Source organism: Qipengyuania qiaonensis (assembly GCF_019711515.1).
Classification (GTDB): domain Bacteria; phylum Pseudomonadota; class Alphaproteobacteria; order Sphingomonadales; family Sphingomonadaceae; genus Qipengyuania; species Qipengyuania qiaonensis.
Genome location: NZ_JAIGNO010000001.1, coordinates 435,372 through 459,257, shown reverse-complemented (window position 1 = coordinate 459,257; position 23,886 = coordinate 435,372). Strand labels below are relative to the sequence as shown.

General features: G+C 61.1%; 23 protein-coding genes. 8 read left to right on the top strand and 15 right to left on the bottom strand.

Features of this window, described 5'->3' with window-relative positions:
• Positions 1–28 precede the first annotated feature (28 nt).
• The 10 genes from K3174_RS02190 to K3174_RS16960 all read right to left on the bottom strand — a co-directional run bounded on the left by K3174_RS02190 (position 29) and on the right by K3174_RS16960 (position 6,381).
• Positions 29–688, bottom strand: a complete 660-nt coding sequence (locus K3174_RS02190) for a CPBP family intramembrane glutamic endopeptidase (protein ID WP_221555255.1) — start codon at positions 686–688, stop codon at positions 29–31.
• Between the two features lies 1 nt (position 689).
• Entirely contained in the window at positions 690–1,685 is a 996-nt protein-coding gene (locus K3174_RS02185; protein WP_221555254.1) for an SDR family oxidoreductase, read from the bottom strand.
• A 128-nt stretch (positions 1,686–1,813) separates the two neighbouring features.
• The gene (locus tag K3174_RS02180; RefSeq protein ID WP_221555253.1) at positions 1,814–1,969 is read right to left on the bottom strand and encodes a PEP-CTERM sorting domain-containing protein; all 156 of its coding nucleotides are present in this window, start codon (positions 1,967–1,969) and stop codon (positions 1,814–1,816) included.
• Between the two features lie 181 nt (positions 1,970–2,150).
• The gene (gene pth, locus K3174_RS02175; protein ID WP_221555252.1) at positions 2,151–2,714 is read right to left on the bottom strand and encodes an aminoacyl-tRNA hydrolase; all 564 of its coding nucleotides are present in this window, start codon (positions 2,712–2,714) and stop codon (positions 2,151–2,153) included.
• Positions 2,715–2,804: 90 nt separating this feature from the next.
• On the bottom strand, positions 2,805–3,491 hold the full coding sequence (locus tag K3174_RS02170; RefSeq protein ID WP_221555251.1) for a 50S ribosomal protein L25/general stress protein Ctc: 687 nt from the start codon (positions 3,489–3,491) through the stop codon (positions 2,805–2,807).
• 127 nt (positions 3,492–3,618) lie between these two features.
• On the bottom strand, positions 3,619–4,506 hold the full coding sequence (locus K3174_RS02165) for a TraB/GumN family protein (RefSeq protein ID WP_221555250.1): 888 nt from the start codon (positions 4,504–4,506) through the stop codon (positions 3,619–3,621).
• A 65-nt stretch (positions 4,507–4,571) separates the two neighbouring features.
• Positions 4,572–5,504, bottom strand: a complete 933-nt coding sequence (locus K3174_RS02160) for a TraB/GumN family protein (protein ID WP_221555249.1) — start codon at positions 5,502–5,504, stop codon at positions 4,572–4,574.
• 28 nt (positions 5,505–5,532) lie between these two features.
• Complete coding sequence (locus K3174_RS02155) at positions 5,533–5,988, bottom strand: hypothetical protein (RefSeq protein ID WP_221555248.1); 456 nt, start codon at positions 5,986–5,988, stop codon at positions 5,533–5,535.
• A 3-nt stretch (positions 5,989–5,991) separates the two neighbouring features.
• The gene (locus K3174_RS02150; protein WP_221555247.1) at positions 5,992–6,189 is read right to left on the bottom strand and encodes a helix-turn-helix transcriptional regulator; all 198 of its coding nucleotides are present in this window, start codon (positions 6,187–6,189) and stop codon (positions 5,992–5,994) included.
• Positions 6,190–6,255: 66 nt separating this feature from the next.
• Positions 6,256–6,381: a hypothetical protein gene (locus K3174_RS16960; RefSeq protein WP_282099651.1), complete on the bottom strand. Its 126-nt coding sequence runs from the start codon at positions 6,379–6,381 to the stop codon at positions 6,256–6,258.
• Between the two features lie 295 nt (positions 6,382–6,676).
• Between K3174_RS16960 and K3174_RS02145 the strand changes: the two genes are divergently transcribed.
• From K3174_RS02145 to ppdK, 3 genes are all read left to right on the top strand, one after another.
• On the top strand, positions 6,677–7,588 hold the full coding sequence (locus K3174_RS02145) for a glycine--tRNA ligase subunit alpha (RefSeq protein WP_221555246.1): 912 nt from the start codon (positions 6,677–6,679) through the stop codon (positions 7,586–7,588).
• Positions 7,589–7,706: 118 nt separating this feature from the next.
• Positions 7,707–10,118: a glycine--tRNA ligase subunit beta gene (glyS, locus tag K3174_RS02140; RefSeq protein ID WP_221555245.1), complete on the top strand. Its 2,412-nt coding sequence runs from the start codon at positions 7,707–7,709 to the stop codon at positions 10,116–10,118.
• A 61-nt stretch (positions 10,119–10,179) separates the two neighbouring features.
• Positions 10,180–12,843, top strand: a complete 2,664-nt coding sequence (ppdK, locus tag K3174_RS02135) for a pyruvate, phosphate dikinase (RefSeq protein WP_221555244.1) — start codon at positions 10,180–10,182, stop codon at positions 12,841–12,843.
• Here ppdK and K3174_RS02130 read toward each other — a convergent pair.
• Complete coding sequence (locus K3174_RS02130; protein WP_221555243.1) at positions 12,840–13,598, bottom strand: class I SAM-dependent methyltransferase; 759 nt, start codon at positions 13,596–13,598, stop codon at positions 12,840–12,842. The genes ppdK and K3174_RS02130 overlap by 4 nt on opposite strands.
• Positions 13,599–13,653: 55 nt before the next feature.
• On the opposite strand from K3174_RS02130, the gene K3174_RS02125 reads away from it, so the two are divergent.
• From K3174_RS02125 to K3174_RS02105, 5 genes are all read left to right on the top strand, one after another.
• Positions 13,654–14,406, top strand: coding sequence for a double zinc ribbon domain-containing protein (locus K3174_RS02125; RefSeq protein WP_345719567.1), 753 nt, complete (start codon positions 13,654–13,656; stop codon positions 14,404–14,406).
• Positions 14,407–14,762: 356 nt separating this feature from the next.
• Positions 14,763–15,134: a phosphoribosyl-AMP cyclohydrolase gene (gene hisI / locus K3174_RS02120; RefSeq protein WP_221555241.1), complete on the top strand. Its 372-nt coding sequence runs from the start codon at positions 14,763–14,765 to the stop codon at positions 15,132–15,134.
• Positions 15,135–15,166: 32 nt separating this feature from the next.
• Entirely contained in the window at positions 15,167–15,625 is a 459-nt protein-coding gene (locus K3174_RS02115; RefSeq protein WP_221555240.1) for a MerR family transcriptional regulator, read from the top strand.
• Positions 15,626–15,675: 50 nt separating this feature from the next.
• Complete coding sequence (locus K3174_RS02110) at positions 15,676–17,481, top strand: acyl-CoA dehydrogenase C-terminal domain-containing protein (protein ID WP_221555239.1); 1,806 nt, start codon at positions 15,676–15,678, stop codon at positions 17,479–17,481.
• Positions 17,482–17,819: 338 nt separating this feature from the next.
• Positions 17,820–20,366, top strand: coding sequence for a PhoX family protein (locus K3174_RS02105; RefSeq protein ID WP_221555238.1), 2,547 nt, complete (start codon positions 17,820–17,822; stop codon positions 20,364–20,366).
• Positions 20,367–20,429: 63 nt separating this feature from the next.
• Here the strand turns inward: K3174_RS02105 and K3174_RS02100 are convergent, their stop codons facing one another.
• From K3174_RS02100 to K3174_RS02085, 4 genes are all read right to left on the bottom strand, one after another.
• The gene (locus tag K3174_RS02100) at positions 20,430–21,149 is read right to left on the bottom strand and encodes a dienelactone hydrolase family protein (protein ID WP_221555237.1); all 720 of its coding nucleotides are present in this window, start codon (positions 21,147–21,149) and stop codon (positions 20,430–20,432) included.
• Positions 21,146–22,063, bottom strand: coding sequence for a cysteine synthase A (cysK, locus tag K3174_RS02095; RefSeq protein ID WP_221555236.1), 918 nt, complete (start codon positions 22,061–22,063; stop codon positions 21,146–21,148). Before cysK ends, K3174_RS02100 begins: the two co-directional genes overlap by 4 nt.
• Complete coding sequence (locus tag K3174_RS02090; RefSeq protein ID WP_221555235.1) at positions 22,060–23,370, bottom strand: MFS transporter; 1,311 nt, start codon at positions 23,368–23,370, stop codon at positions 22,060–22,062. Before K3174_RS02090 ends, cysK begins: the two co-directional genes overlap by 4 nt.
• A gap of 74 nt (positions 23,371–23,444) precedes the next feature.
• The gene (locus K3174_RS02085; protein WP_221555234.1) at positions 23,445–23,783 is read right to left on the bottom strand and encodes a PilZ domain-containing protein; all 339 of its coding nucleotides are present in this window, start codon (positions 23,781–23,783) and stop codon (positions 23,445–23,447) included.
• Positions 23,784–23,886 lie beyond the last annotated feature (103 nt).

Genomic DNA, 23,886 nt, shown 5'->3' with positions numbered 1-23,886 from the left:
TCCGGAAATTGTGTGCTTGGCCGCGCCCTTAGCCCGCCGCATCGCACTTGGCCAGTATGGTGGCGCCTTCCTGAGCAGTACCTCGATCCACCTCGTCGAACAGACCGAGCCGATGCATTTCGCGGTTGAGAAAAAGAAGCGCCCAGACGTCGTAGACTGCGTGCCCGACCATCATCGCCAGCAGATCGCCGGTCTGCCAATAAAGCAGTCCGAACAGACTTCCGATGAGGAAGATAAGCCCCGCAACGAAAAGCTTGGCACCGTGCAGCACGGCAAAAGCCAAAGCCGCCAACACAATGGCGAGTGACATTGTGACGTGAGTGCCGAGCCAGGTCTGCAAGCCTCCGCGAAAGAGCGCCTCCTCACCTATTCCCGCGCTAAGCGAGATCAGGACGACAATCGGCCAAGTGAGATCACGTCCCAGAAACCGATAGGTCGGGGCCTGCACGCGGACGAGCTTCTCCCCAGTGTGTGGAAACTTGCGCCACAACACGGCGAATACAGCGATCAGGCCCAGCCCGACGAGCAGGCCCAGGAGAAAGCTTTTTACACTGGGAGAGACGAAATTCGTCGCATCCCGGCCGGCTAGATACCAGAGAGCCAATCCAAGTGAGACAAATGCCATGGCTTGAACGATCATCGCAGCGGCGATTTTCCAGCGCGGCAGTTCCCGCGTCGTCTCGGTCATTTCAGGCATTATGCACGGCACGAATGAGCGGACCGAGGGGACTTTCGCCCAACCAGTCTACCTGCGTCTTTGCGGAGATATCGTTGATGGCAACTTGAGGGATACTGCCGCCGCTCACGGGCACCCGAACCGGGCGCGTGCCCGGCGCCATGCCGAGCACCTTGGCCATGGCCCGCGGTACGTCCATCGGGTCGGCGCTGCGGCCCGATCCGTCTTCTTCCCCCATGCGCGCTACTATCTTTGGATAGCCATCCGTATGCAGGTCGGAGGCGCGCGCCTTGAGCTCTGCAGAATAACGGTTGCGGTTGACCCAGACCCTGGTCGGATAGCCCCCCGGTTCGATCACAGTCACACCGATATTGTGCGGCACGAGTTCGTAAGCGAGTTGTTCGAACATCGCCTCGACGGCGAATTTCGTCGCCGAATAATGGCCCGCATGTGGAACGATCACCCGCCCGAGCTGGCTCGACACGGCGAAGATATGGCCCTGCTTGCGTGCGCGCATGCCGGGCAGGACTGCGCGGGTAAGGCGATGATAACCCAGAACATTGGTATCGAAGGCAAGCTTGGTTGCCTCGATGTCCTGCACCTCTACCGGTCCGGTTATGCCGATGCCGGCATTGTTGACCAGAACATCGAGTCCCCGGCCGGTTTCCCGCTCCGCCGTGGCGACCGCTTCGGTAACTTCTTCATCGAGCAGGACGTCGAGGCGAAGGACGTGGATGTCCAGTTTCTCGTCGCTGGCCAGCTGTTTGAGTTCGTCTGCTTCCGGGCGTGGGGTGTTGCGCATGGTCGCGAAAACGGTTGCACCCGCTCGCGCGAAGTGTTCGCTCGCCAAGCGTCCGAAGCCCGACGATGTCCCCGTGATCAGGATTGTTTTGCCACTGAGGTCGGGCAACGCCTCGATCTTGTCGTGCTGGGCAAGCGTCGTAGTGGCGGCAAGCGCACCGGTGGCAGCAGCCCCGGCAAGCAGCGTACGACGAGTAAGTTCGGCCATGGCGAGTCTCCTCTCCTTCGTACAATGACGCGGTATGGCGCGGTTGGCCAGCGCGTCACGTGCGAAGAAGCAGAACTCGGCCTTGAAGCTTTCCCGGAACCTGTCCCGACAGGCGAGACTGCGGAAGCTTAGCGCTTTTCTTTGCGTTTCTTGCGCCGATACAGCGCAACGGCGGCGCCATAGCCTGCAACACCGGTAGCCATCATAGCGATAGAGCCGGGTTCCGGCACGGAAGTACCACCGTCTTTGCCGCCGCCGCCCGTATCGCCCGGCGGGCGCGTCATCGCAGCAGCTGAAGTCGCTGTAGCAAGCAATGTTGCCGATAAGAGTACCGTCTGAAGCAAGCGCATCGAATATCCCCCTGATGAATCGTGCTTCGCTCCTAACAGCGGAAAGCTAAAAATCGATTGTTGGGCGGCGGCTGTCTCGGCTCGGGACATATCATCCGAGCAGAGCTCCACTGGGTCACACACGTAGTGCGAGATCGCTCATGAAGCGCGCATCGTCACCATTCGCGAGCCATTCGGCCTCGGCGGCGATGCCTGCGAGCATGTCGGTCAAAGAATCCATTTCCGCCTTGGCGTAGTTGCCCAGCACATGACCGTGCACGCGCTCCTTCGATCCCGGATGACCGATCCCGATCCGCACGCGGCGGAAATCGGGGCCGAGGTGCTGGTTGATCGAGCGGAGGCCGTTGTGCCCGGCCAAACCGCCACCGGTACGCACCTTGACCTTGAACGGAGCTAGATCGAGCTCGTCGTGGAACACGGTCATGGCATCGGGCTCCAGCTTGTAGAAACGTAGCGCTTCTCCCACCGCGCGGCCACTTTCGTTCATGAAAGTGGCGGGCTTCAACAACAGGATCTTCTGCGTGCCGATCCGCCCTTCTTGCACCCACCCGGAGAATTTCTTCTGGACCGGACCGAAGCTGTACATTTCGGCAATGACGTCAACTGCCATGAAGCCGACATTATGCCGATGCATCGCATATTGCGGTCCGGGATTTCCAAGGCCTGTCCAGATCTGCATCCTGATCCCCTATCTCCACACATCGCAAAAGCAAAACGCCGGCCCCTTGCAGGACCGGCGCTTCGTGAAACCCGGGTGAGGGTGGCAGGATTACTCCTCGCCGCCTTTTTCCTCTTCCGTGGTTTCTTCTTCGCCATCCTCGGCCTCCTGCTCGCTTGCAGGCACATCGCCGGCATCGGCAGTCGTGGTGTCGCCTTCGCTCTTCTTGAGCGCCGAAGGTGCGACCAGGGTGGCGATGGTGAAGTCGCGATCGGTAATCGCACTTGCGCTGCCGTCGGGCAGCGTCACTTCGCTGATGTGGATCGAGTCGCCGACTTCCTTGCCGGTGACGTCGAGTTCGATCTCGCTCGGGATCTTGTCTGCATCGCAGACCAGTTCGAGTTCGTGGCGTACGACGTTGAGAACGCCGCCCTTCTTCAGGCCCGGCGATGCTTCTTCGTTGATGAAGACGACCGGAACGCTCACTTCGACCTTCGCGCCCTTGGCGAGGCGGAGAAAATCGGCGTGCTCGGGGCGATCGCTGACCGGATGAAGCGACACGTCCTTGGGAAGCGTGCGGAATTTCTTGCCGCCCAGTTCGATCTCGACGATCGAGTTCATAAAGTGGCCGGTGTCGAGCTGGCGCACCAGTTCCTTGGCTTCCACATGGATCAGGGTGGGTTCTTCCTTGCCGCCATAGATAACGGCGGGAACACGGCCTTCGCGGCGAAGTTGACGGGAGGCTCCCTTGCCAGCCCGTTCGCGCGCCTCGGCCGGCAGGGTCAGAGCGTCGCTCATGTCACGTACCTTTCGAATGCATATTGGTTGTTCGGTCCATCACGCCTCCAGGGATGACCATGATGCCGAAGGGCGGGCGCTTAGCAGGAAGCGGGCGAAAGGCAAGCGGTAACCGACCGAATGGACGCTATTCGAGCCTTCTGATCGTGTATCCGCGCGTTTCGAGCATTGCCGGCAGGCCCCCGCTGCTCAGGAGGTGCCCCGCGCCAACGGCGATCAGAGGTCGCTCGTCGGTCGAAAGGAGGTTCTCGATCTGCGCTGCCCAATTGGCGTTGCGATCGTGAAGCAGCACCTTTTCCAGTTCCGGATCGGCGAGTATTCCGCGCCGGGTCAATTGGGAAAGCCTTTCGATGTCGCCGGCCAGCCACGCCTTGGCAAGCGCACCGATATCCGCTTCGTATTCGGCTGATTCCTCCAGCACGGCATTCAGAAGGTCGCGCTGTTCCGTCTCGGGCAGGCGATCGAACATCTCCAACTGGCGGCGTGCACCCTCCAGTTCAACGATTTCACCGCCCTCGAAGCTCGCGAGCAGCGCTCGGTCGGCCCCGTTCTCCGACTTGGATGACTGCGCGACCTGCGACAGGGCCAGCGCCGCCGCCCAGCTTTCCATGGGATCGAAATAGTCGCGGCGGACCTTCGCCCTAACGACCAACGCGTCGAATTCGCTGCGCAGTTCGGGATCGATCCGCTGTGCGATCGGCCCGCCCGGACGGTCGAAGGCCAGTTGTTCGAACAGGCTGGAAAGTTCGGCGCCATCTTCCAGATTGGCGACTTCCACCACCAGCATGTCGGCCTTGCCGACAATCTCGTCTAGCCGTGGCGAGCGCCATCTGGTGTCGTCTGGTAAGGCATGGATCGTGCCGAACATCCAACCTTCGACCGTTCCCGAACCGTCGGTGATTTCCCAAAGAGCAGGGTGGGGCCCATCCGGTTTGGTTACATCGGCCTGCGAGCTGCAGGCGCCGAGCAACAGCGCCACCGCGATATGAAGAAAGGGATAGCGGGGCAGACTCACAACTTCTCCGTTTGATTCCTCTTAGCTTGGATGGGCGGCATATGCGAAGCCGCCCATCCGAGCGATCACTGAACGCGCGTCACCGACAGGCCGCGTCCCGTGAGATAATCCTGCACGCTTTGCTGCCCGGCCAGATGGCCCGCACCCACGGCAATGAAAACGGTCCCGGGCTTGTCGAGCCGGTCATCGATCCATTCCGCCCACCGCTCATTGCGCTTGTACAGCAATGCATCGGCCAGCGCCGGATCGGTCAACCCTTCGTTCATCAGCGCCGCCAGACCGTCGGCGTCGCCTTCAAGCCATTCGGCCACCATTCGATCCATCATCGGCACGATCTCGTCGATATTGTCGGCGGAAACCATCAGAAACGAAACCTGCGATTCCACCGGCAGCGTGTCGAACAGATCGATTTGCCACTCCAGCGTTTCCAGCGCGCCACGCGCGGCATCGGCCGGTGCCAGCTCTTCCAGTTTCAGTTCGACGCCGCTTTCGGCTTTGTAGCCGGCTTGCATCAGCGGCATCACGGCCAGGGTCATCCCCGCGAACCAGGGCTCGAAACGGTCGAATGACGCCGGGGGCATGCCCAATTTGTTGAGCGCGCCCTCGTAACTCGCGCGCTGGGGATCGGCGAGCATATCGCGCAAGGATTTGTCGACAGGAAGCATGGCCTTCGTTATGACCATCTGCTGGGAGGCGGGGTCGCCCGTCGCTTCTCCGGGAATCTCGGTCACCAGCTCCTGCGATGTAGCAAGGGCGGTTTCGATCTCGCCCTCGTACCACTCCACGCTTTCGGGAAGCGCGTGAACCGTGCCGAACAGATAGATCGTCGTATCCTCGTCGGCGACCTTCCAAAGGCCGGGCCCCGAGGTACCGGCAGGCTTGCCCGCCTGCGCAGCGGTGGTAGCCACGCCGCCTTCGGCATCGGGATTGCTCGCACAAGCCTGCAGGGCAAGGGCGGCGGGGCAAAGCGAGAGCGCGAGAAGCTTTGAAGTTTTCATCTTGGGTCCTCCATATTCGCAAAGAGATTCACAAAGGTAACCAATCCCTCGCTTTCGCGACCAGAAACGAGATAATCGTGCCGCCGAATGCGAGGAGGAAGAGGCCGAACGCGTGAGGTTCATCCACGAAGCCGCCGGCGTAGAGCATGAGCCACACCGGGTAGCCGTTGAGCACGGCCATGGTACCACCGACGGAGCCGATCAGGTTCTGTTCGCGCAGGTGTTCGTCGATCTGGGTGAACCCCCACAACGGGAAAATCAGCAGCGAGAACAGAATGAGGGCGCTAATTCCGATAGCGGCCATGGGATCGAGGGTCAGGCCCGTGACATCGGGGCCGAAAAAGCTGCGTTCGCTGTCGGGTTGCGCGAGCAGGGCGCCGATCAGCGCACCCAACACTACGGCGGTGCCCATGTAATAAAGCTGCCGCCGACGCCTCTTGCGCGTCTTGCGCAGGCCGGGGCCAGGTTGGTCGTCCGATGTCATGTGTCAGTCCTCCCCATCGCTGAAGATTTCTTCGACCGGCATGTCGAACAGCCGGGCAATCCTGAAGGCAAGGCCGAGCGAGGGGTCGTGCTTGCCGGTCTCGATAGCGTTTACAGCCTGGCGCGAGACGTCGAGTCGACCGGCCAGTTCGGCCTGGCTCCACTCGCGCTCGGCGCGCAGAACGCGAAGGCGGTTCTTCATGCGCTCAGGCTTCGGCAAAGCTGACTGGCAGCTTGCTGTTTGCTCGATCGGACACGCGTCATCTCGTCAGGCGAGGGCGCGCTGGAGCGTCGCGATGATGTCGCCAACAGCGTAACCTGCGAGCAGGAAGGTGATATTGGCGAGAATCCCCGGCGCCTTGTCGCGCAGATCGTTCGGGCGAGTTGCGTTCATCGGGAACATCTCCCGCTCCCTACAGTCCCACCGCGGCATAAATGCAGATGCCGATCGATATCCAGAGGATGACGGCTTCGTCCTTGGTCATGGGACGGTTGCAGCATTTACGGGCTTTGAGCATCGGTCTCTCCGTCGTGCCGACCCGACACAATGTCAGGTCTACATGACTATATGTCGCGATTCACTGTCAATGTCAAGATTACCTGACATGATGTCGCGATCCCCTTCCATCGACGGGTCGGTCATGTTGCGGCATTGACCCTCGAAACCGCTTGCGCCATTGCCGCGCGCCATGGACCGCAATCCCGAACGAAACCCCGCGCATTCCTTCCAGGACATGATCCTTGCGCTGCACGATTTCTGGAGCGCGCATGGCTGCCTCATCCTCCAGCCTTACGACATGCGGATGGGGGCGGGGACCTTTCACACCGCGACCACCCTTCGCGCGCTCGGGCCGGAACCGTGGAACGCGGCCTTCGTCCAGCCCTGCCGTCGCCCGACCGACGGCCGCTATGGCGAAAACCCCAACCGGTTGCAGCACTACTACCAGTATCAGGTGATCCTCAAGCCGAGCCCGCCGGATATTCAGGACCTTTATCTCAAGAGCCTCGAAGTCATCGGTATCGATCCGCTCAAGCACGATATCCGCTTTGTCGAGGACGATTGGGAAAGCCCGACGCTGGGCGCCTGGGGGCTGGGCTGGGAAGTCTGGTGCGACGGGATGGAAGTCACCCAGTTCACCTATTTCCAGCAGATGGGCGGGTTCGACTGCAAGCCGGTGGCTGGCGAGCTGACCTACGGGCTCGAACGCCTCGCGATGTACATCCAGGGCGTCGACAACGTCTACGACCTGAATTTCAACGGCCACGGCGTTTCTTATGGAGACGTGTTCCTCGAGAACGAGAAGCAGATGTCGAAGTGGAACTTCGAGGTCGCCGAGACCGACGCGCTGTTCGATCTGTTCGGCAAGGCCGAGGCCGAATGTCGCAACGCACTCGCCGCCGATGTGCCCATCGCCGCCTATGAGCAGGCGATCGAAGCCAGCCACATCTTCAACCTCTTGCAGGCCCGCGGTGTGATCAGCGTGCAGGAACGCGCCAGCTATATGGGCCGCGTCCGCGATCTCGCGCGCGGGTCCTGCGAAGCGTACATGGAAAAGGAAGCCCCCGCGTGGGCCGAGAAATATCCGGAGTGGTCGAAATGATCCGCCCGGCGCCACATCCGCTCAGCTTGAGCCTGCCGAAGGCCATGCGCGACGCCAGCCCTCTGCCTATGCTTCGACAAGCTCGGCATGAGCGGGTTTCGGTGCGGGAGGCAGGGCAATGAGCGACTTCCTCCTCGAACTGCGCAGCGAAGAAATCCCCGCCCGCATGCAGGCCGGTGCGCGCGCCGAACTGGAAAAGCTGTTCCGCCGCGAGATGGACGCGACGGGCGTGTCGGTGGACGAAATCACCGTGTGGTCCACGCCGCGCCGTCTTGCGCTGATCGCACGCGGCCTGCCCGAAGCCACCGAAGCGGTGAGCGAGGAAGTCAAGGGTCCGCCCGAAGGCGCGCCCGATCAGGCAGTGGAGGGTTTCTGCCGCAAGAACGGTGTCGCGCGCGACCGGCTCGAAGTGCGCGACGTGAAGGGCCGCCCGACCTATGTCGCCGTGATCGAGAAACCGGGCAAGGCGACGAAGGACCTCCTCGCCGAAGCGATCCCTGCGATCGTCCGCGATTTTTCGTGGCCCAAATCGATGCGCTGGGGCGCGGCTTCGATCAGCACCGAAAGCCTGCGCTGGGTGCGCCCGCTATCGGGCATCGTCGCGCTGCTGGGCGACGAGGTGGTCGAATGCGAGGTGCATGGGGTAACTTCCGGCTCGGTCACGCTCGGCCACCGCTTCCACCATTCGGGCGACATCACCATCGGCAATGCCGACGACTATGCGATGAAGCTGCGGGCAGGGCACGTCATCGTCGACCATGAAGAGCGGCAGGACCTGATCCGCTCTGGCGCGGCGCGGGTTGCTTCCGAAGCGGGCCTTGTGCTGGTCGAGGACGAGGGGCTGGTGATCGAGAATGCGGGGCTCACCGAATGGCCGGTCCCGCTGCTCGGCCGGTTCGAGGAGGACTTCCTGGAGGTCCCGCCCGAGACGATCCAGCTCACCGCGCGCGTGAACCAGAAATATTTCGTCTGCGAGGACGACGCGGGCAATCTCGCCAACGCCTTCATCTGCACTGCCAATATCGAGGCGGAGGATGGCGGCGCGCGCGTGGTCGACGGCAACCGCAAGGTCCTCGCCGCCCGCTTGTCCGACGCGCGCTTCTTCTGGGATGTCGACCGCAAGAAGACCCTCGCCGAACACGCGCAAGGCCTCAAGCGTATCACCTTCCACGAGAAACTGGGCACGGTCGCCAACAAGGTGGAGCGCGTTGCGAAGCTGGCGCGGTGGCTGGTTAAAGAAGGCATCGTAAAACCTGCATCATCAACCACTTCCGCTCATCCTGAGCCTGTCGAAGGATCAGGCGCAGTGCCAGCCACTCGTACTTCGACAGGCTCAGCACGAGCGGTTGGAGAGCTTGCTGACATGGCCGAACAGGCCGCGCGGCTCGCCAAGGCCGACCTCGTCACCGAAATGGTCGGCGAGTTCCCCGAACTGCAGGGCCTGATGGGCGGCTACTATGCCCGCGCCGAAGGCCTGCCCGATGAAGTCGCCTACGCGATCCGCGATCACTACAAGCCGGTCGGGCAGGGCGACGAGGTGCCCACCGCGCCCGTGACGGTGGCGGTGAGCTTGGCCGACAAGCTCGATACGCTCGCTTCGTTCTTTTGCATTGACGAGCGACCAACTGGTTCAAAAGACCCTTTCGCACTTCGTCGCGCTGCCTTGGCAGTTATACATTTGGTCCTCCGCAATCAGCTGAGGGTTCCCTTCTTTAGGTTGATCCTCGCCTCGACCCACCGGTGGTATGTTTCTGAAGCCGAGCGGCAAGGCCACCAACTTTACGCAGATGTCTATTTCGGTCTCCAACAGGCGGAAGGCCACGAACCGAATTTGAGCGACGTTGAGAAATTAGTCAGGCAAAGGTTCCCAAATTCAGACGAGATTAGGGAGCAGGCTTTCGAGGGGACACGAAAGCTGGACGAGTTCTTCTTCGAGCGCTTTAAAGTGCAGCAGCGCGAGCACGACGTGCGTCACGACATCATCGATGCGGTTTCTGCGATGAAGGTCGGCGATCGTAAGGAGGACGATCTCGTCCGCCTGCTCGCCCGCGTAAACGCGCTCCAGTCCTTCATGGACAGCGAAGACGGCGCCAACCTCCTCGCGGGCTACAAGCGTGCGGCCAATCTCCTCAAGAAGGAAGACTGGCACGGCGTCGAAGGTGAAATCGCCCGCACCGGCGAGGAAGACCCGCTGAGCCAGGTCGACGATCCCGACATGAAGGCGGTGATCGAAGCCAAGATGGCCCTTCGCCACGCGAAAGAACTTTCCTACATGCCCGAGCCCGCCGAGAAAGCGCTGATGGATGCACTGGCAATATCGGAACCGGCAGCCGCCCAAGCAATCGAGGCGGAAGACTTCGCGCAAGCGATGGCTGCGCTCGCTTCCCTACGGGCGCCAATCGACCGTTTCTTTGACGAAGTGACGGTAAATGCGGAAGAAGGAAACAAGCGCGCCCACCGGCTCGACCTACTTGCGGCCTTTCGTGCTGCAGTGCACAATGTGGCCGATTTCTCTCGCATAGAGGGATAGGCTTTTTCTTCCTTTGGACCGTGTAACATGCGGTCCATCCTTCAGACTGACAGGCAGTAATATGAACGAAACGGTCTTCACCTTCGGCGGCAACGCTCCGCATTCGAATGCACGGCAGAAGGACAAAACCGTAACCGGCGGCAAGGGCGCGAATTTGGCCGAGATGGCCAGCATCGGCCTGCCCGTTCCTCCCGGCTTTACCATCGCGACCGAGGAGTGCCTGAAATACCTCGCGGGCGGATCGGACTTTTCCGAAAAACTGCGCACCGATGTCGCCACGGCACTGAACCATGTCGAACAGACGGTGGGCAAAGGCTTCGGCAATGCCGCCGATCCGCTGCTTGTGTCGGTCCGCTCGGGCGCGGCGATCTCCATGCCCGGCATGATGGATACCGTGCTCAATCTCGGCCTCAATGACGATACGGTAGAAGGTCTGGCGAACACCTCCGGCGACGAACGGTTCGCCTGGGACAGCTACCGCCGATTCATCCAGATGTATGGCGACGTGGTCCTGGGCGTCGATCACGGCCTGTTCGAGGAAGCCCTCGAAATCGCCAAGGAAGACAACGGCTATTACGCCGATACCGAACTGTCCGCCGAAGAATGGAAGACGCTGGTCGCGGAATACAAATCCATCGTTGAGCAGGAACTGGGCCAGCCTTTCCCGCAGGACCCTGTCGAACAATTATGGGGCGCGATCGGCGCCGTGTTCGACAGCTGGGACACTGAACGCGCCAAGGTGTATCGCCGCCTCAACGATATCCCGCACGACATGGGCACGGCGGTCAATGTGCAGGCGATGGTATTCGGCAATATGGGCGACACCAGCGCGACCGGAGTCGCCTTTACGCGCGATCCGTCGACGGGCGAACGGGCCTATTACGGCGAATGGCTGGTCAATGCACAGGGCGAGGATGTGGTCGCCGGCATTCGCACGCCGCAATATCTGACGAAAGCGCGGCGCGAGCAGGCCGGTGCGGACAAGCCGAGCATGGAAGAAGCCATGCCCGAAGCTTTCGCCGAACTGGCGCGCGTCTTCGAACTGCTCGAACGGCACTATACCGACATGCAGGACATCGAATTCACCGTGCAGCAGGGCACGTTGTGGCTGCTGCAGACCCGCAGCGGCAAGCGCACCGCGAAGGCCGCGCTCAAGATGGCGGTCGACATGGTGGGCGAAGGGCTGATCGACGAGAAGACCGCCATCCTGCGGGTCGATCCGATGGCGCTCGACCAATTGCTCCACCCGACGCTCGATCCCGATGCGCCGCGCGATGTCCTGACGACCGGACTGCCGGCTTCGCCCGGTGCGGCCAGCGGCAAGATCGTGCTCGATGCCGATACTGCGGAACTCTGGGCCAATCGCGGCGAGAAGGTGATTCTCGTGCGCGTCGAAACCAGCCCGGAGGATATTCACGGCATGCACGCCGCGACCGGCATCCTGACCGCGCGCGGCGGGATGACCAGTCACGCGGCCGTGGTGGCACGCGGCATGGGCCGCCCCTGCGTTTCGGGCGCATCGCAGGTCTCGATCCCGCGCGAAGGTCGCACGCTGACGATTGGCGACCGCGAACTTTCCGAAGGCGATGTCATCACCATCGATGGTGCCAACGGGCAGGTGATGGCGGGTGAAGTGGCGACGATCGAACCCGAACTGGCGGGCGATTTCGGTACGCTCATGGAATGGGCCGATAAGCATCGTCGGATGCGCGTGCGTACCAATGCCGAAACCGAAACCGAATGCCGCATGGCGCGCCAGTTCGGCGCGGAAGGCATTGGATTATGCCGGACCGAACACATGTTCTTCGATGCGGAACGCATCAGCGCGGTACGCGAGATGATCCTTGCCGATAGCGAAGCGGGACGCCGCGCTGCGCTAGACAAGTTGCTGCCCGAGCAGCGCAGCGATTTCGTCACCATCTTCGAGGTCATGGCGGGGCTGCCCTGCACGATCCGCCTGCTCGATCCGCCGCTGCACGAATTCCTTCCACATGGCGATGCCGAATTCGAGGAACTGGCTAGGGCGACCGGCATCGATATCGACAAGCTGCGTCGCCGCGCAGGCGAGTTGCACGAATTCAACCCAATGCTGGGCCACCGCGGCTGTCGCCTGGGCATCACCTATCCCGAAATCTACGAGATGCAGGCCCGGGCTATCTTCGAGGCTGCCTGCCGGGTCGCGAAAGACAGCGGCGAAGCGCCGGTTCCCGAAATTATGATCCCGCTGGTCGCGACACGGCGAGAGCTGGAATTGCTCAAGGGCGTCGTCGATCGAGTGGCGCAAGAGGTCTTCGATGCTGCTGGCATGACGCTGACATATCTCGTCGGGACAATGATCGAACTGCCCCGCGCCGCCCTGATGGCAGGCGAAATAGCCGAAGTGGGCGAGTTCTTCAGCTTCGGGACCAACGATCTGACGCAGACGACACTCGGCGTGAGCCGCGACGATGCGGGTCGGTTTCTCACTGCCTATGTCGACAAGGGCATCTTCGCGCGCGATCCCTTCGTCAGCCTCGATGTCGATGGCGTCGGCCAGTTGGTCGAACTCGCGGCAGAGCGGGGCAGAGCGACGCGCGATGGCCTGAAACTCGGTATCTGCGGCGAACATGGCGGCGATCCGGCGAGCATCGGCTTTTGCGAGAAGACCGGGCTCGATTACGTCAGCGCCTCGCCCTACCGTGTTCCGATCGCGCGGCTCGCGGCGGCGCAGGCAAGTCTTCGCTAGTCTTTCCAGCCTGTTAGGGTCAGTATCTCGAAGTTTTCGAGTACTCGACCCTTGTCGTTCGCGCCGGCGAGGAAGGCCGCATCGGCTCGCTTCTTCGCTGCCTTGCCCAGCGGCGCGGGCGCATTGGCGAGCGCACTGCCGAGGCCTTGATCGCGCAGGTCCGACACGAGCCGGTCGAGCGAGGCGAAGGACACGTTGAGGCTACGGCCATCGACCACCTGCCGCTTGAACAGTGCCCGCTGGAGAAGCGCGGAAGCGGCCTGATTGTCCACCAGCGGGTGCATCCGTGCAGCAGGCCGGTCCGGTTCGGCAGCAAGCATCGCACGCCGCAGGTTCGGCAGGCTCCCCGCACCGAGGAAGCTCGCGATCATCATGCCGTCCTCCGCCAGGGCATTGCGCATATGAAGCAGCGCGCCGGGCAGATCGTTGACCCGATCGACCGATGAGAGACTGACGACGAGATCGTAAGGAGCTGCGTCGATCGGCTGCTCCTCGTCCAGCGTGGCCATATCCAGCTCGGTCACATCCGATCCGGCACCGCGAAGCGACAGGGCCAGCGTACCGGTCCAGTCCCCGATAACCAGAACGCGCGCGGGCGACATGCGGATGAATTCGAGCCGGTCGAGAATATCCTCGACCATATCGTCCATCAGATAGCGTGCCGCATCGCGCTGCGCCTGTCGCACACTCGCGCGGCGCAGGCCCGCAATGCGGCGGCGGCGCGAGAAAATGCGGGGCGGGGCGGGGCTGGCCATGGCGCAAACCCCTGCCGCGCTTGCAACATGCACGCAAGGCGCGCAGGCAGGGAAGGTGTCGACAAGCCGCCTCCTCACCGAAAGCTTCGCTCCGCTGCTGGACTTCGTCTATCCGCCCCGCTGCCCCGCCTGCGGAAACGGCGTGGGCGAGCAGGGTGGGCTGTGTCCCGAATGCTGGCAGGACCTGGTGATTCCGTCCGAGCCCTGCTGCTCGACATGCCAGAGACCGTTCGGCAACGCGGGACCAAGTACAGGCGCAATCTGCGCGCCCTGTCTCGCCGAGCCGCCGAAACACGACGGCATCGCGGCGGGAACGCTTTACACCGATACCTCGCGCAAGCTGGTTCTGGCGTACAAGCACGGTCGCAGAATCGCTCTTGCCCCCATGCTGGCAAAACTGATGGCGGCGCGGCTGCCGGAGGTCGACGGACAAAGGTTGATCGTTCCGGTCCCGCTACATCGGCACCGCTTGTGGCAAAGGGGTTACAATCAGGCAGCATTGCTCGGGCGTCAGCTGGCACGAATGGGGCATGGCAGCCTGTGTGTCGACGCGCTGGTCCGCGCGAAACCTACACCGACATTGGGAGGACTTGGAAAGAAAGCGCGCGCGAAAGCGCTGGCCGGAGCGATTCGTCTGAACGCATCACAGGCCGCACGAGTTGGGGGCGCCAACATCCTGCTGGTCGACGATGTTCTAACCAGCGGCGCAACCAGTTCGGCCTGCGTAAACACTCTCAAGCGCGCAGGAGCCAAGACTGTCACGATCGTATGCTTTTCGCGCGTACTCGACGAAGCACTCGATGTATGATCGCCAAAGGAAACGCCCGGGACCTTGCGATCCCGGGCGCCACGTGACGAATTATACCGGACCTGCCTTGCGGCTCGGATGCAGCCCCCCAGCATGCACCTTGGGTCCATCCCTCATCGTTTCCGGATGCGCCGCATAAACCCTCGATCGCGGCCGCGGATCCGTTAACCCCCTGAACCTGGCGCTCTGCTGGCACCGCTGCTCCGGTGGGCAGGCCTCACTTGCCTGCGATGTCTTTCTTGCCCAAAAGCCGCTGAGATCAAACAGGCTTTTGCATTAGTGTAGGATTTTGGGTCGGCTTTGTGGTTATCGTGCAACAAGCTTGTCGCGGGAATACAATTTGGAAGGACTGTCAGGTGGGCGAACAAACCGAGCGTGAGGCCGGAAGCACCTTTGTGCCGAAATTCGACGACAAAGGGCTCCTGAGCGCGGTCATTGTCCATGACGAGACTCGCGAAGTCCTTATGGTCGGATTCGTCGACGCGGAGGCGTTGGCTGCGACTTTGGAAACCGGGTTCGCCCACTTCCACTCACGGTCGAGAGGGAGACTGTGGAAGAAGGGCGAGACATCGGGCAACGTGCTCGAGGTGCGTGAAATTCTCGTCGACTGTGACCAGGATGCGTTGGTGATTTCGTGCATCCCACAAGGCCCCACCTGCCACACCGGCGAACATAGCTGTTTCTACCGGGTGCTCGAGAACGGTGTTCTCCAACGCGTCAAGACTTGACGCTTACGTAAACGTTGAGATATTGGGAATGCATGACTCAGCCGCTTCCCAAGGATTCCGCCGCCGGACAGGGTGATCGCCGGCATGCCGGCGCGCATATCGAGCGGCCCGACGAACTTGGCCGCGAGCAATATTCGATCTCCGACCTTACCAGCGAATTTCGCTGCACCGCGCGCGCCTTGCGCTTTTACGAGGATGAGGGGCTGATCGCGCCATCGCGCATTGGCCTTACGCGAATATACTCGAAGCGCGATCGCGCACGACTTGCATGGATCATGCGGGCCAAGAATGTCGGCTTCTCGCTGACCGAAATCCGCGAAATGATCGACTTGTACGATCTCGGAGACGGTCGCGTTGAGCAGCGCCGCGTAACGATCGAGAAATGCAAGGCGCATGTCGCCAAGCTGAAAGAACAGCGTGACGATATCGACAGTTCGATCAACGAACTGACAGAATTCATCGAGCATATCGAGACGCTCGATCTCGACTGATTTGCCCTCTGGCAAAAGAACCTGACAGAACCCAGACCAAGGACACTCAGATGCCCATCTATTCCGCCCCGACCCGCGACACCCGTTTCATCATCAATGAGATGCTGGACCTTGCCAGTTACGGCAATCTGCCGGGTTTCGAGATGGCGAGTTCGGATGTGACCGACGCGGTTCTCAATGAGGGCGGGAAGTTCTGTGCAGAGGTGCTCGCACCGATCAACCAGTCAGGCGATCAGGAAGGTTGCACCCGAAACGAAGACGGTTCGGTCACCACCCCCAAGGGTTTCAAGGCTGCTTTCGACCAATTTCGTACCGCGGGTTGGGGGACACTAGCCCATCCGGAAGAGTTCGGCGGGCAGGGCATGCCCCACGTCCTGGGCTTCGTGATGGAAGAGTTCATCTCAAGCGCCAACCAGGCTTTCGGCATGTATCCGGGCCTCACAAATGGCGCGATCTCGGCACTGATCGCCAAAGGCAGCCAGGAGCAGAAGGAAACATATCTTCCCAAGATGGTCTCGGGCGAATGGACCGGCACCATGAACCTGACCGAACCGCATTGCGGAACGGACCTCGGCATGATCCGCACCAAGGCCGAACCGCAGGCCGATGGCAGCTATGCGATCACCGGCACCAAGATCTTTATCTCCGCCGGCGAACACGACATGGCGGACAACATCATCCACCTCGTTCTTGCCAAGACGCCGGGTGCGCCCGATAGCACCAAGGGTATCTCGCTCTTCGTAGTGCCAAAATTCCTCGTGAACGAAGACGGTTCGGTCGGGGAACGCAATGGCGTGATGTGCGGTTCGATCGAGCACAAGATGGGCATCCACGCGAACTCGACCTGCGTCCTCAACTACGATGGCGCCAAGGGTTGGCTCGTCGGCGAGGAGAACAAGGGTCTCGCCGCCATGTTCATCATGATGAATGCCGCGCGGCTCGGTGTCGGTATCCAGGGACTTAGCCAGGCCGAAGTCGCCTATCAGAACGCCGTCGCGTACGCACTCGACCGTCGTCAGGGGCGCGCATTGACCGGCCCGGCCGATCCCGAAGCACAAGCCGACCCGATCTTTGTCCACCCCGATGTCCGCCGCATGCTGATGGATGCCAAGGCCTTCACCGAAGGCATGCGTGCCTTGTGTCTGTGGGGAGCCTTGCAGGTCGACCTGACGCACAAAGCGCAGACAGAAGAGGAGCGTGCCGAAGCCGACGCCATGATCGGCCTGCTCACCCCGGTCATCAAGGGCTATGGCACCGACAAGGGCTACGAAGTTGCGACGAATATGCAGCAGGTCTTTGGCGGCCATGGCTACATCGAAGAATGGGGCATGAGCCAGTTCGTTCGTGATGCCCGCATCGCGCAGATCTATGAAGGTACGAATGGTGTGCAGGCGATGGATCTGTGCGGGCGCAAACTGGCCAGCAAGGGGGGCGCGGCCATCCAGGCGTTCTTCAAGACCGTGGGCGACGATATCGCCGCTACCAAGGGCGACGAAAATCTTGGCGCGATGGCCGAGCAGCTCGAGAAGGCTCTTGGGCAGCAACAAGCCGCCACCATGTGGTTCATGCAAAATGCGATGCAGAACCCCAATGATCTCGGCGCGGGTGCCCATCATTACATGCACATCATGGGCATTGTGACCCTTGGGTGGATGTGGTTGCGCATGGCCGACGTGGCACAGGCTGCCCTTGCCAGCGGAACCGGTGACAATGCGTTCTACGAAGCCAAGCTCGCGACGGCCCGCTATTACATGGATCGCTTCCTGCCGGATGCCGGCGCATTGCGCCGCAAGCTCGAAGCGGGCAGCGAGAGCATGATGGCGCTGGGCGAGGAGGCTTTTGCTACCGCCGCCTGACCGTGTTCTCAGGGCCTTCTCTGGAATGGCGGGACTCGATTTTCGATACTTTGGTCACAGACGGGAAGAGCAACTTCTGTCTCTCGAAATGGACAATGAGTCCATTGTATGACCGTAGACCTACAGTTTGGTGATATCGAGTTCCGCCCTTCGGCCGGATCAAGCACGGAAGCCTTTGGAAATCATGTTCTTGCCCGGTTCAGGCCAGAATACAGGATAGTCTTCGCATTTTGCGTTGCTAGCTCCCGTGTCACTAGGCGGACGTAAACATAGCGCCGTTTCGAAAGACATCGTTAATACCATCTGAACTTCCAGATTCCTTTTGGGAGGGAAGTTCGATGACTGATCTCGTGCGCGATGAATTTGCTAACCATTCCATGTACTCGGATGGCGATATCGATAGCAACCAGACCGACAATCCCGCTCTGGGCGCCTTGGTCGACCGGCGTCTTTCAAGACGCGCTACGATCCTTGGAGGTGCACGAGCAACCGGTGCGGCAGTTTTCGGCAGCACTTTGCTCACCGCGTGCGGTGGGGAAGACTCCCCTTTCTCGTTGACTTCGAACGATTCCGCCACCGGTACGATCGTTGCTACCGCCGGCAGCATGGTGGACATATCGGCCCCGAGTTCCGGCACCGCCGGCTCCGGGCCAAGCACGTCGGGTTTGACCATAAGTCAGATTGATGGGTCTCCCGTGACCCTGCTCAGTGACGAAGGCCTGCCCGGCAGCTTCATTGCGCCGGCCGTTTCACGACCGACCGAATTCTCGTTCTCGGTGATGAAGGATGGTCGGCGCGTAGAGCGCAAGGTTAAGGTCGAACCGGCAAAGCTGAAGTTCAAGGCGGTCGACAAGAACATTACCGATGAAGTGACCGTGCCCAAGGGCTACTCCGTAGCTATTCTGACCGCCCTGGGAGATCCGATCCTCGCAGGCGTTCCCGCTTTCCAGAACGACGGAACGGACGCCAATTACGCGGGCCGCATCGGGGATCATGGAGATGCGTTGTACTATTTCGGCCTTGGAGTGAAGACGGGTCGTCGCGATGACAATTCCTCGCTTCGCGGGATCCTTGCCCAGAACCATGAAAATCTGAACATTCAGTATCTCCACCCCAACGGCCCCACGACAAGCGCTTCGGGCACCCGACCGGAAGAAGAAGCCATGAAGGAGATCGAGGCGCACGGTGTTTCGTTCGTCGAGATTCGCGACACCGCCAAGCTCGGAAGTGGCGAAGGTAGCAGGAAAGGGGGAGATGGCGGCAAGAAAATCCCGAGCACTTGGGAATTCGTGCAGGGCGGGCCTTTGAACCGCAGAGTGACCCCGAACACTCCTACCGAAATTTACGGGCCCGTCCGAGGATCGGACCTGCTCAAGACCAAGTTCTCTCCTGCGGGTACGGCAGGTCGCGGCACAATCAACAATTGCGCCAACGGCGTCACGCTTTGGGCATCGCTTTTAACCTGCGAAGAGAACTGGGCGTTCTATTTCCTTCGGAGCGGGGATGATGCCCAACGAAGCCCTGAAGAACTGGTCGCCCTTCGTCGCTATGGGGTTACGTCGAGCACTGGTAATTATGGGTGGGCCAGTGTCTCCGCGAGCGCTTGGCCGCAGGATGTTTTCGACAAGTGGGACGCGCGTGCCAAAACCGATGATCCGGCCGACGCGGTGACCGACTATCGCAACGAGCCCAACCAATATGGCTGGGTGGTCGAGATCGACCCATACAATCCCAATGCAGCGCCCCGCAAACGCACAGCCCTTGGTCGCTTTGCACATGAAGGCGCATGGCTCGGGAAGATTACTCGGGGTAGGCCGGTATCCGTCTATATGGGTGACGACTCGCGCAACGAGTATTTCTACAAGTTCGTCTCCGCGGCGAAATGGGACCCTCAAGATGCGCTGGCCGAGGATCGTTTGGCTGTTGGCGACAAATATCTGGACAATGGAACGCTCTATGTGGCGCGGTTCAACGAGGACGGCACGGGTACGTGGTTACCGCTGGTATTTGGTCAAGTACCGAATCCGGCAGGGTATGAGTTTGCTGACCAAGCTGACATTCTCGTGCACGCACGTCTCGCTGCAGATGCGGTTGGCGCGACGACAATGGATCGCCCGGAATGGACCGCTACAAATCCGGTCACCGGCGAAGTGTACCTGACATTGACCAACAATCGTGCGTCCAGTCGACCGATCACGGCAGTCAACGCACCCAATCCTCGTTTCTACAACGATCCATCGCCCGCAAGCGCCAACAATTATGGCAATCCCAATGGCCACATCGTTCGGATTCGCGAGCGTGAGAGCAATCCGGGGGCAACTCGCTTCACGTGGGATGTGTATCTTTTTGGAGCGGACTCTCAGGATCCGGACCAACCGGGCGTCGATCGCAACATTTCCGAGCTCGGTAACGCGAACGATTTCTCTTCGCCGGACGGCTTGTGGTTTTCGCGTCCACAGAATGCCGGGGGACAAGTGGCACCGCTTGCCTGGATCCAGACAGATGACGGATCGATGGATGATCGGACCAATGACCAGATGCTGGTTGCATTTCCCGGCAAGGTTGGCGACGGTGATCGCATAACGGTCGGCGGAATGGATGCTGCCGGAATGGCATCCTCACAGCAGACGGTCATGGGCACAGCCGCGACCTCGGCAAATCTCCGGCGCTTTCTGGTTGGGCCGAACGAATGTGAGATAACCGGAGTTGATTCAACTCCCGATGGTCGGACCTTGTTCGTCGGCATTCAGCACCCGGGTGAAGACGGAACGCCCGACGCACCTTCCAGCAACTGGCCGCAATCGCAATCCGGCAACCAATCGGGCCGTCCGCGCTCAGGTGTTGTCGCGATAACCAAGGACGACGGCGGAGTCGTCGGCCTCTGATCCCGGACGGCAGGGAAGGAGAGACAGAGGCCGCTTTCCCTGCCGTTACCCCCCCGCGAGATGTTACCTGGTACAAGGCCTGGCTTTGCCCAGTACCTCGTCGAGAAAAGCATGCATCGCCCTCCAGCTCTGGCGGTCGGCGCTGGCATTGTAGGCCGGGTTGGGTGAGCCATCGAGCGTGCGTGGATTGGTGAAGCCGTGTTCGACACCCGCATAGCTGTGGAAGTGCCAGTCCGCCTTTACAGCGTCCATTTCCTCCCAGAACTGCGCGACTTGCGATCTGGGTACGAGCGAGTCAGCGTCGCCGTGGCAGACCAGTATGCGCGGTTTGATCGGCGCGCTTGCGGGGAGGGCCGTTTCGAGCATTCCGTGGAAGCTGACGACTGCTGCTAGATCCTGTCCGTCGCGGGCCATTTCCAGCGCAGCCAGTCCGCCGAGGCAGAAACCGATGGCAAGGTGCGGGACGCCCGGTTCCAGCTCGCGCAGGAGATCGAGCGTGGCGCGCAGCCTTTGCCGCATTGCTTCCGGATCGCTGCGCAGATTACGCATCGCGGCGAAGGCTTCGTCGGCATTGGCGGGCGCCTCTGGCCCGTAGAAATCGCCGATGAGGACGGCGTAGCCCGCTTCTACCAGTTGCCGTACCTTGGCCTCGACGGCAGGTGTAGAGTTCATGAAGGTGGGAAAGATGGCGACGGCGGCCCGGACCTGACCATCCGACCGCGCGTGCAATGCGGTCAAGCCAACCGTGCCGTCATTATATCCGACCTTCTCGAAATTCTTCATTCGGGCAGGAAGTCCGGTACCGACAGATACCGCTCGCCAGTGTCGTAGTTGAAGCCGAGCACGCGCGATCCGGCGGGCAGATCGACCAGCTTGTGCTTGATCGCAGCAAGCGTCGCGCCGCTTGAAATGCCGACGAGCAGGCCTTCCTTCACCGCGCACTGGCGGGCCATTTCCTTGGCGTCTTCGGGTTCAACCTGGATCGCGCCGTCAATGGCCTTGGTATGGAGATTGTCGGGAACGAAGCCCGCGCCGATGCCCTGGATCGGGTGCGGGCCGGGCTGGCCGCCGCTGATGACAGGCGACAGGGTGGGCTCGACCGCATAGGCTTTCATATCGGGCCAGTGTTCCTTGAGAACTTCGGCGCAGCCGGTCAGGTGGCCGCCCGTGCCGACGCCGGTAATCAGTGCGTCTATGGGAGTGTCGGCGAAGTCCTCGAGGATTTCCTTTGCCGTAGTGCGGGCATGGACCTTCCAGTTGCTTTCATTGTCGAACTGGCTCGGCATCCAGGCGCCTTCCGTCTGCTCTACCAGTTCCTGAGCGCGTTCGATCGCGCCTTTCATGCCCTTTTCCTTGGGCGTGAGATCGAAGGTCGCGCCATAGGCGAGCATCAGGCGGCGGCGTTCTATGCTCATGCTTTCGGGCATGACCAGCACCAGCTTGTAGCCTTTGACCGCGGCGGTCATGGCAAGGCCGATACCGGTGTTGCCGCTGGTCGGCTCGATGATTGTGCCGCCCGGTTTGAGCTTGCCCGCCTTCTCGGCATCTTCGACCATGGCGAGGCCGATGCGATCCTTGATCGAACCGCCGGGATTGGCACGCTCGCTCTTCACCCAGACCTCGTGGTCGGGGAACAGGCGCGACAGGCGGATGTGAGGGGTGCTGCCGATAGTGGCGAGAACGGAGTCGGCTTTCATGGCATCTGCTCCTGCAATTTTTCTTCGGGGGGAGTGTCTAGCAATTCTTCAGGCGGGTCAAAGGTCCGCGTTGTTCGGAGAACGGGAAATATGCGCGCCCATATGGCGACGGTGATGATCGCCCCGACCCCGCCACCGACCACCGCGAGCACCGGACCGACGAGGAAGGCGAGGCTGCCGGAGAAGAAATCGCCGAACTCGTTTGAGGCGCTGATCGTCAGCAGGCTGACCGAGGACACACGCCCCCGCTTGTCGTCGGGCGTGTGCAACTGGATCAGCGACTGGCGGATATAGACGCTGAACATATCCGCCGCACCGACGATGAATAGCATGGCGAGGCTGAGCGGCATCGATTTGGACAGGCCGAAGATCACAGTGGCGAAACCGAAGATCGCGACCGCCCAAAGCATTTTGGGTCCGACATTCGTCCTGAGGGGGCGGAAGCTGAACCACAAGGCTGTCAGCGCGGCGCCAACGGCAGGGGCCATGGCAAGCTGGGCGAGGCCGGTTTCGCCGACTTCGAGAATGTCGCGCGCGAAAACCGGGAAAAGCGCTGTCGCTCCGGCAAGGAAGACTGCGAAAAGGTCGAGTGTGATAGCACCCAGTACCATCTTGTTGCGGATCACGTAGCGCAAGCCTTCAACCATTTGGTGGATCGGCCGCTTGTTTGCCTCGCGCGGGGGCTGGGGCACTCGACCGACGAAAGACAGCGCCATGATCGCCACCGCAAACAGAGCGCACGCCACCGCGTAAGGGAGGGCAGGTGCGATAGCATGGGTATATCCCCCGATCGCCGGACCGACGATCATACCCGTCTGCCAGGCGATGCTGGACAGGGCGATTGCATTAGGCAGAATCGTCTTTGGCACCAGATTGGGCGCAAGCGCCGAAAGCGCCGGCCCATTGAAGGAGCGAACGATGCCCAGCACGATCGCAACGCCGAATAGAGCGGGCAAGGTCATTGTTTCCGACCAAGTAAACCAAGTAAGGGCGAGCGCACATCCCAACTGGGCCAGCATGGTCAGCCGGGCGAGGTTTCGCCGGTCGAAATGATCGGCTGCCCACCCCGAAAACGGGGTGAGTATGAAGAGCGGCACAAACTGCAGGAGACCAATAAGTGCCAGCTGCCCAGACGCCGCCGCCACGCCCAATCCACTATCGCGCGCGATATTGTAGGTTTGCCAACCGATGATCAGCATCATCGCATATTGCGCTAGCGTCATCGTCAGGCGCGAAACAAAGTAGGCGCGGAAATTCGCTATTCGCAAGGGCGAGAATTCGGGGGAGAGTGTGTCGGTTTCGCTCACCCCGGACGCATGGCAGGCCCGCCTTCGGTTGTGAAGACGGGCCTGCTTGCAGTTCTAGAAGTAGGTTTTGCGGCTCAGCGCAGCTTGCGCAGGCGCGGGTTTGGCTGCAGCGTATCGATCAAGGCCAGAAAATCGTCGACGCGAATGATGCGTTCGAACTGGAAACCGGCACGGTTATCGCGGGTCCAGATGCAATAGGCTTCAATGCGTCCGATCACCGGCAGGCGCACGATCACGCGTTCACCACGACCGATGGCATCGGCATTGTCCACCATAAAGCCATTGGCCGAGATGTTTGCGATGTGCAGCCGCACATCGCCCTTGCCGAAATGTTCGGCAATGACCGGGTGGTCAACCGGGTGACGCGTCATGCGCCGCTGGTCGGTTACGCTCAGTTGTGCTCCGGCACCCATAGCTGGCGATCCCTCTATTCGTGAAACAATCGAGTGTCTTTATGCACCTAAAAGGCTAGCAATTGGTAAACCGCCCTAGCAGTATACCAGGCAAATCGGGCAG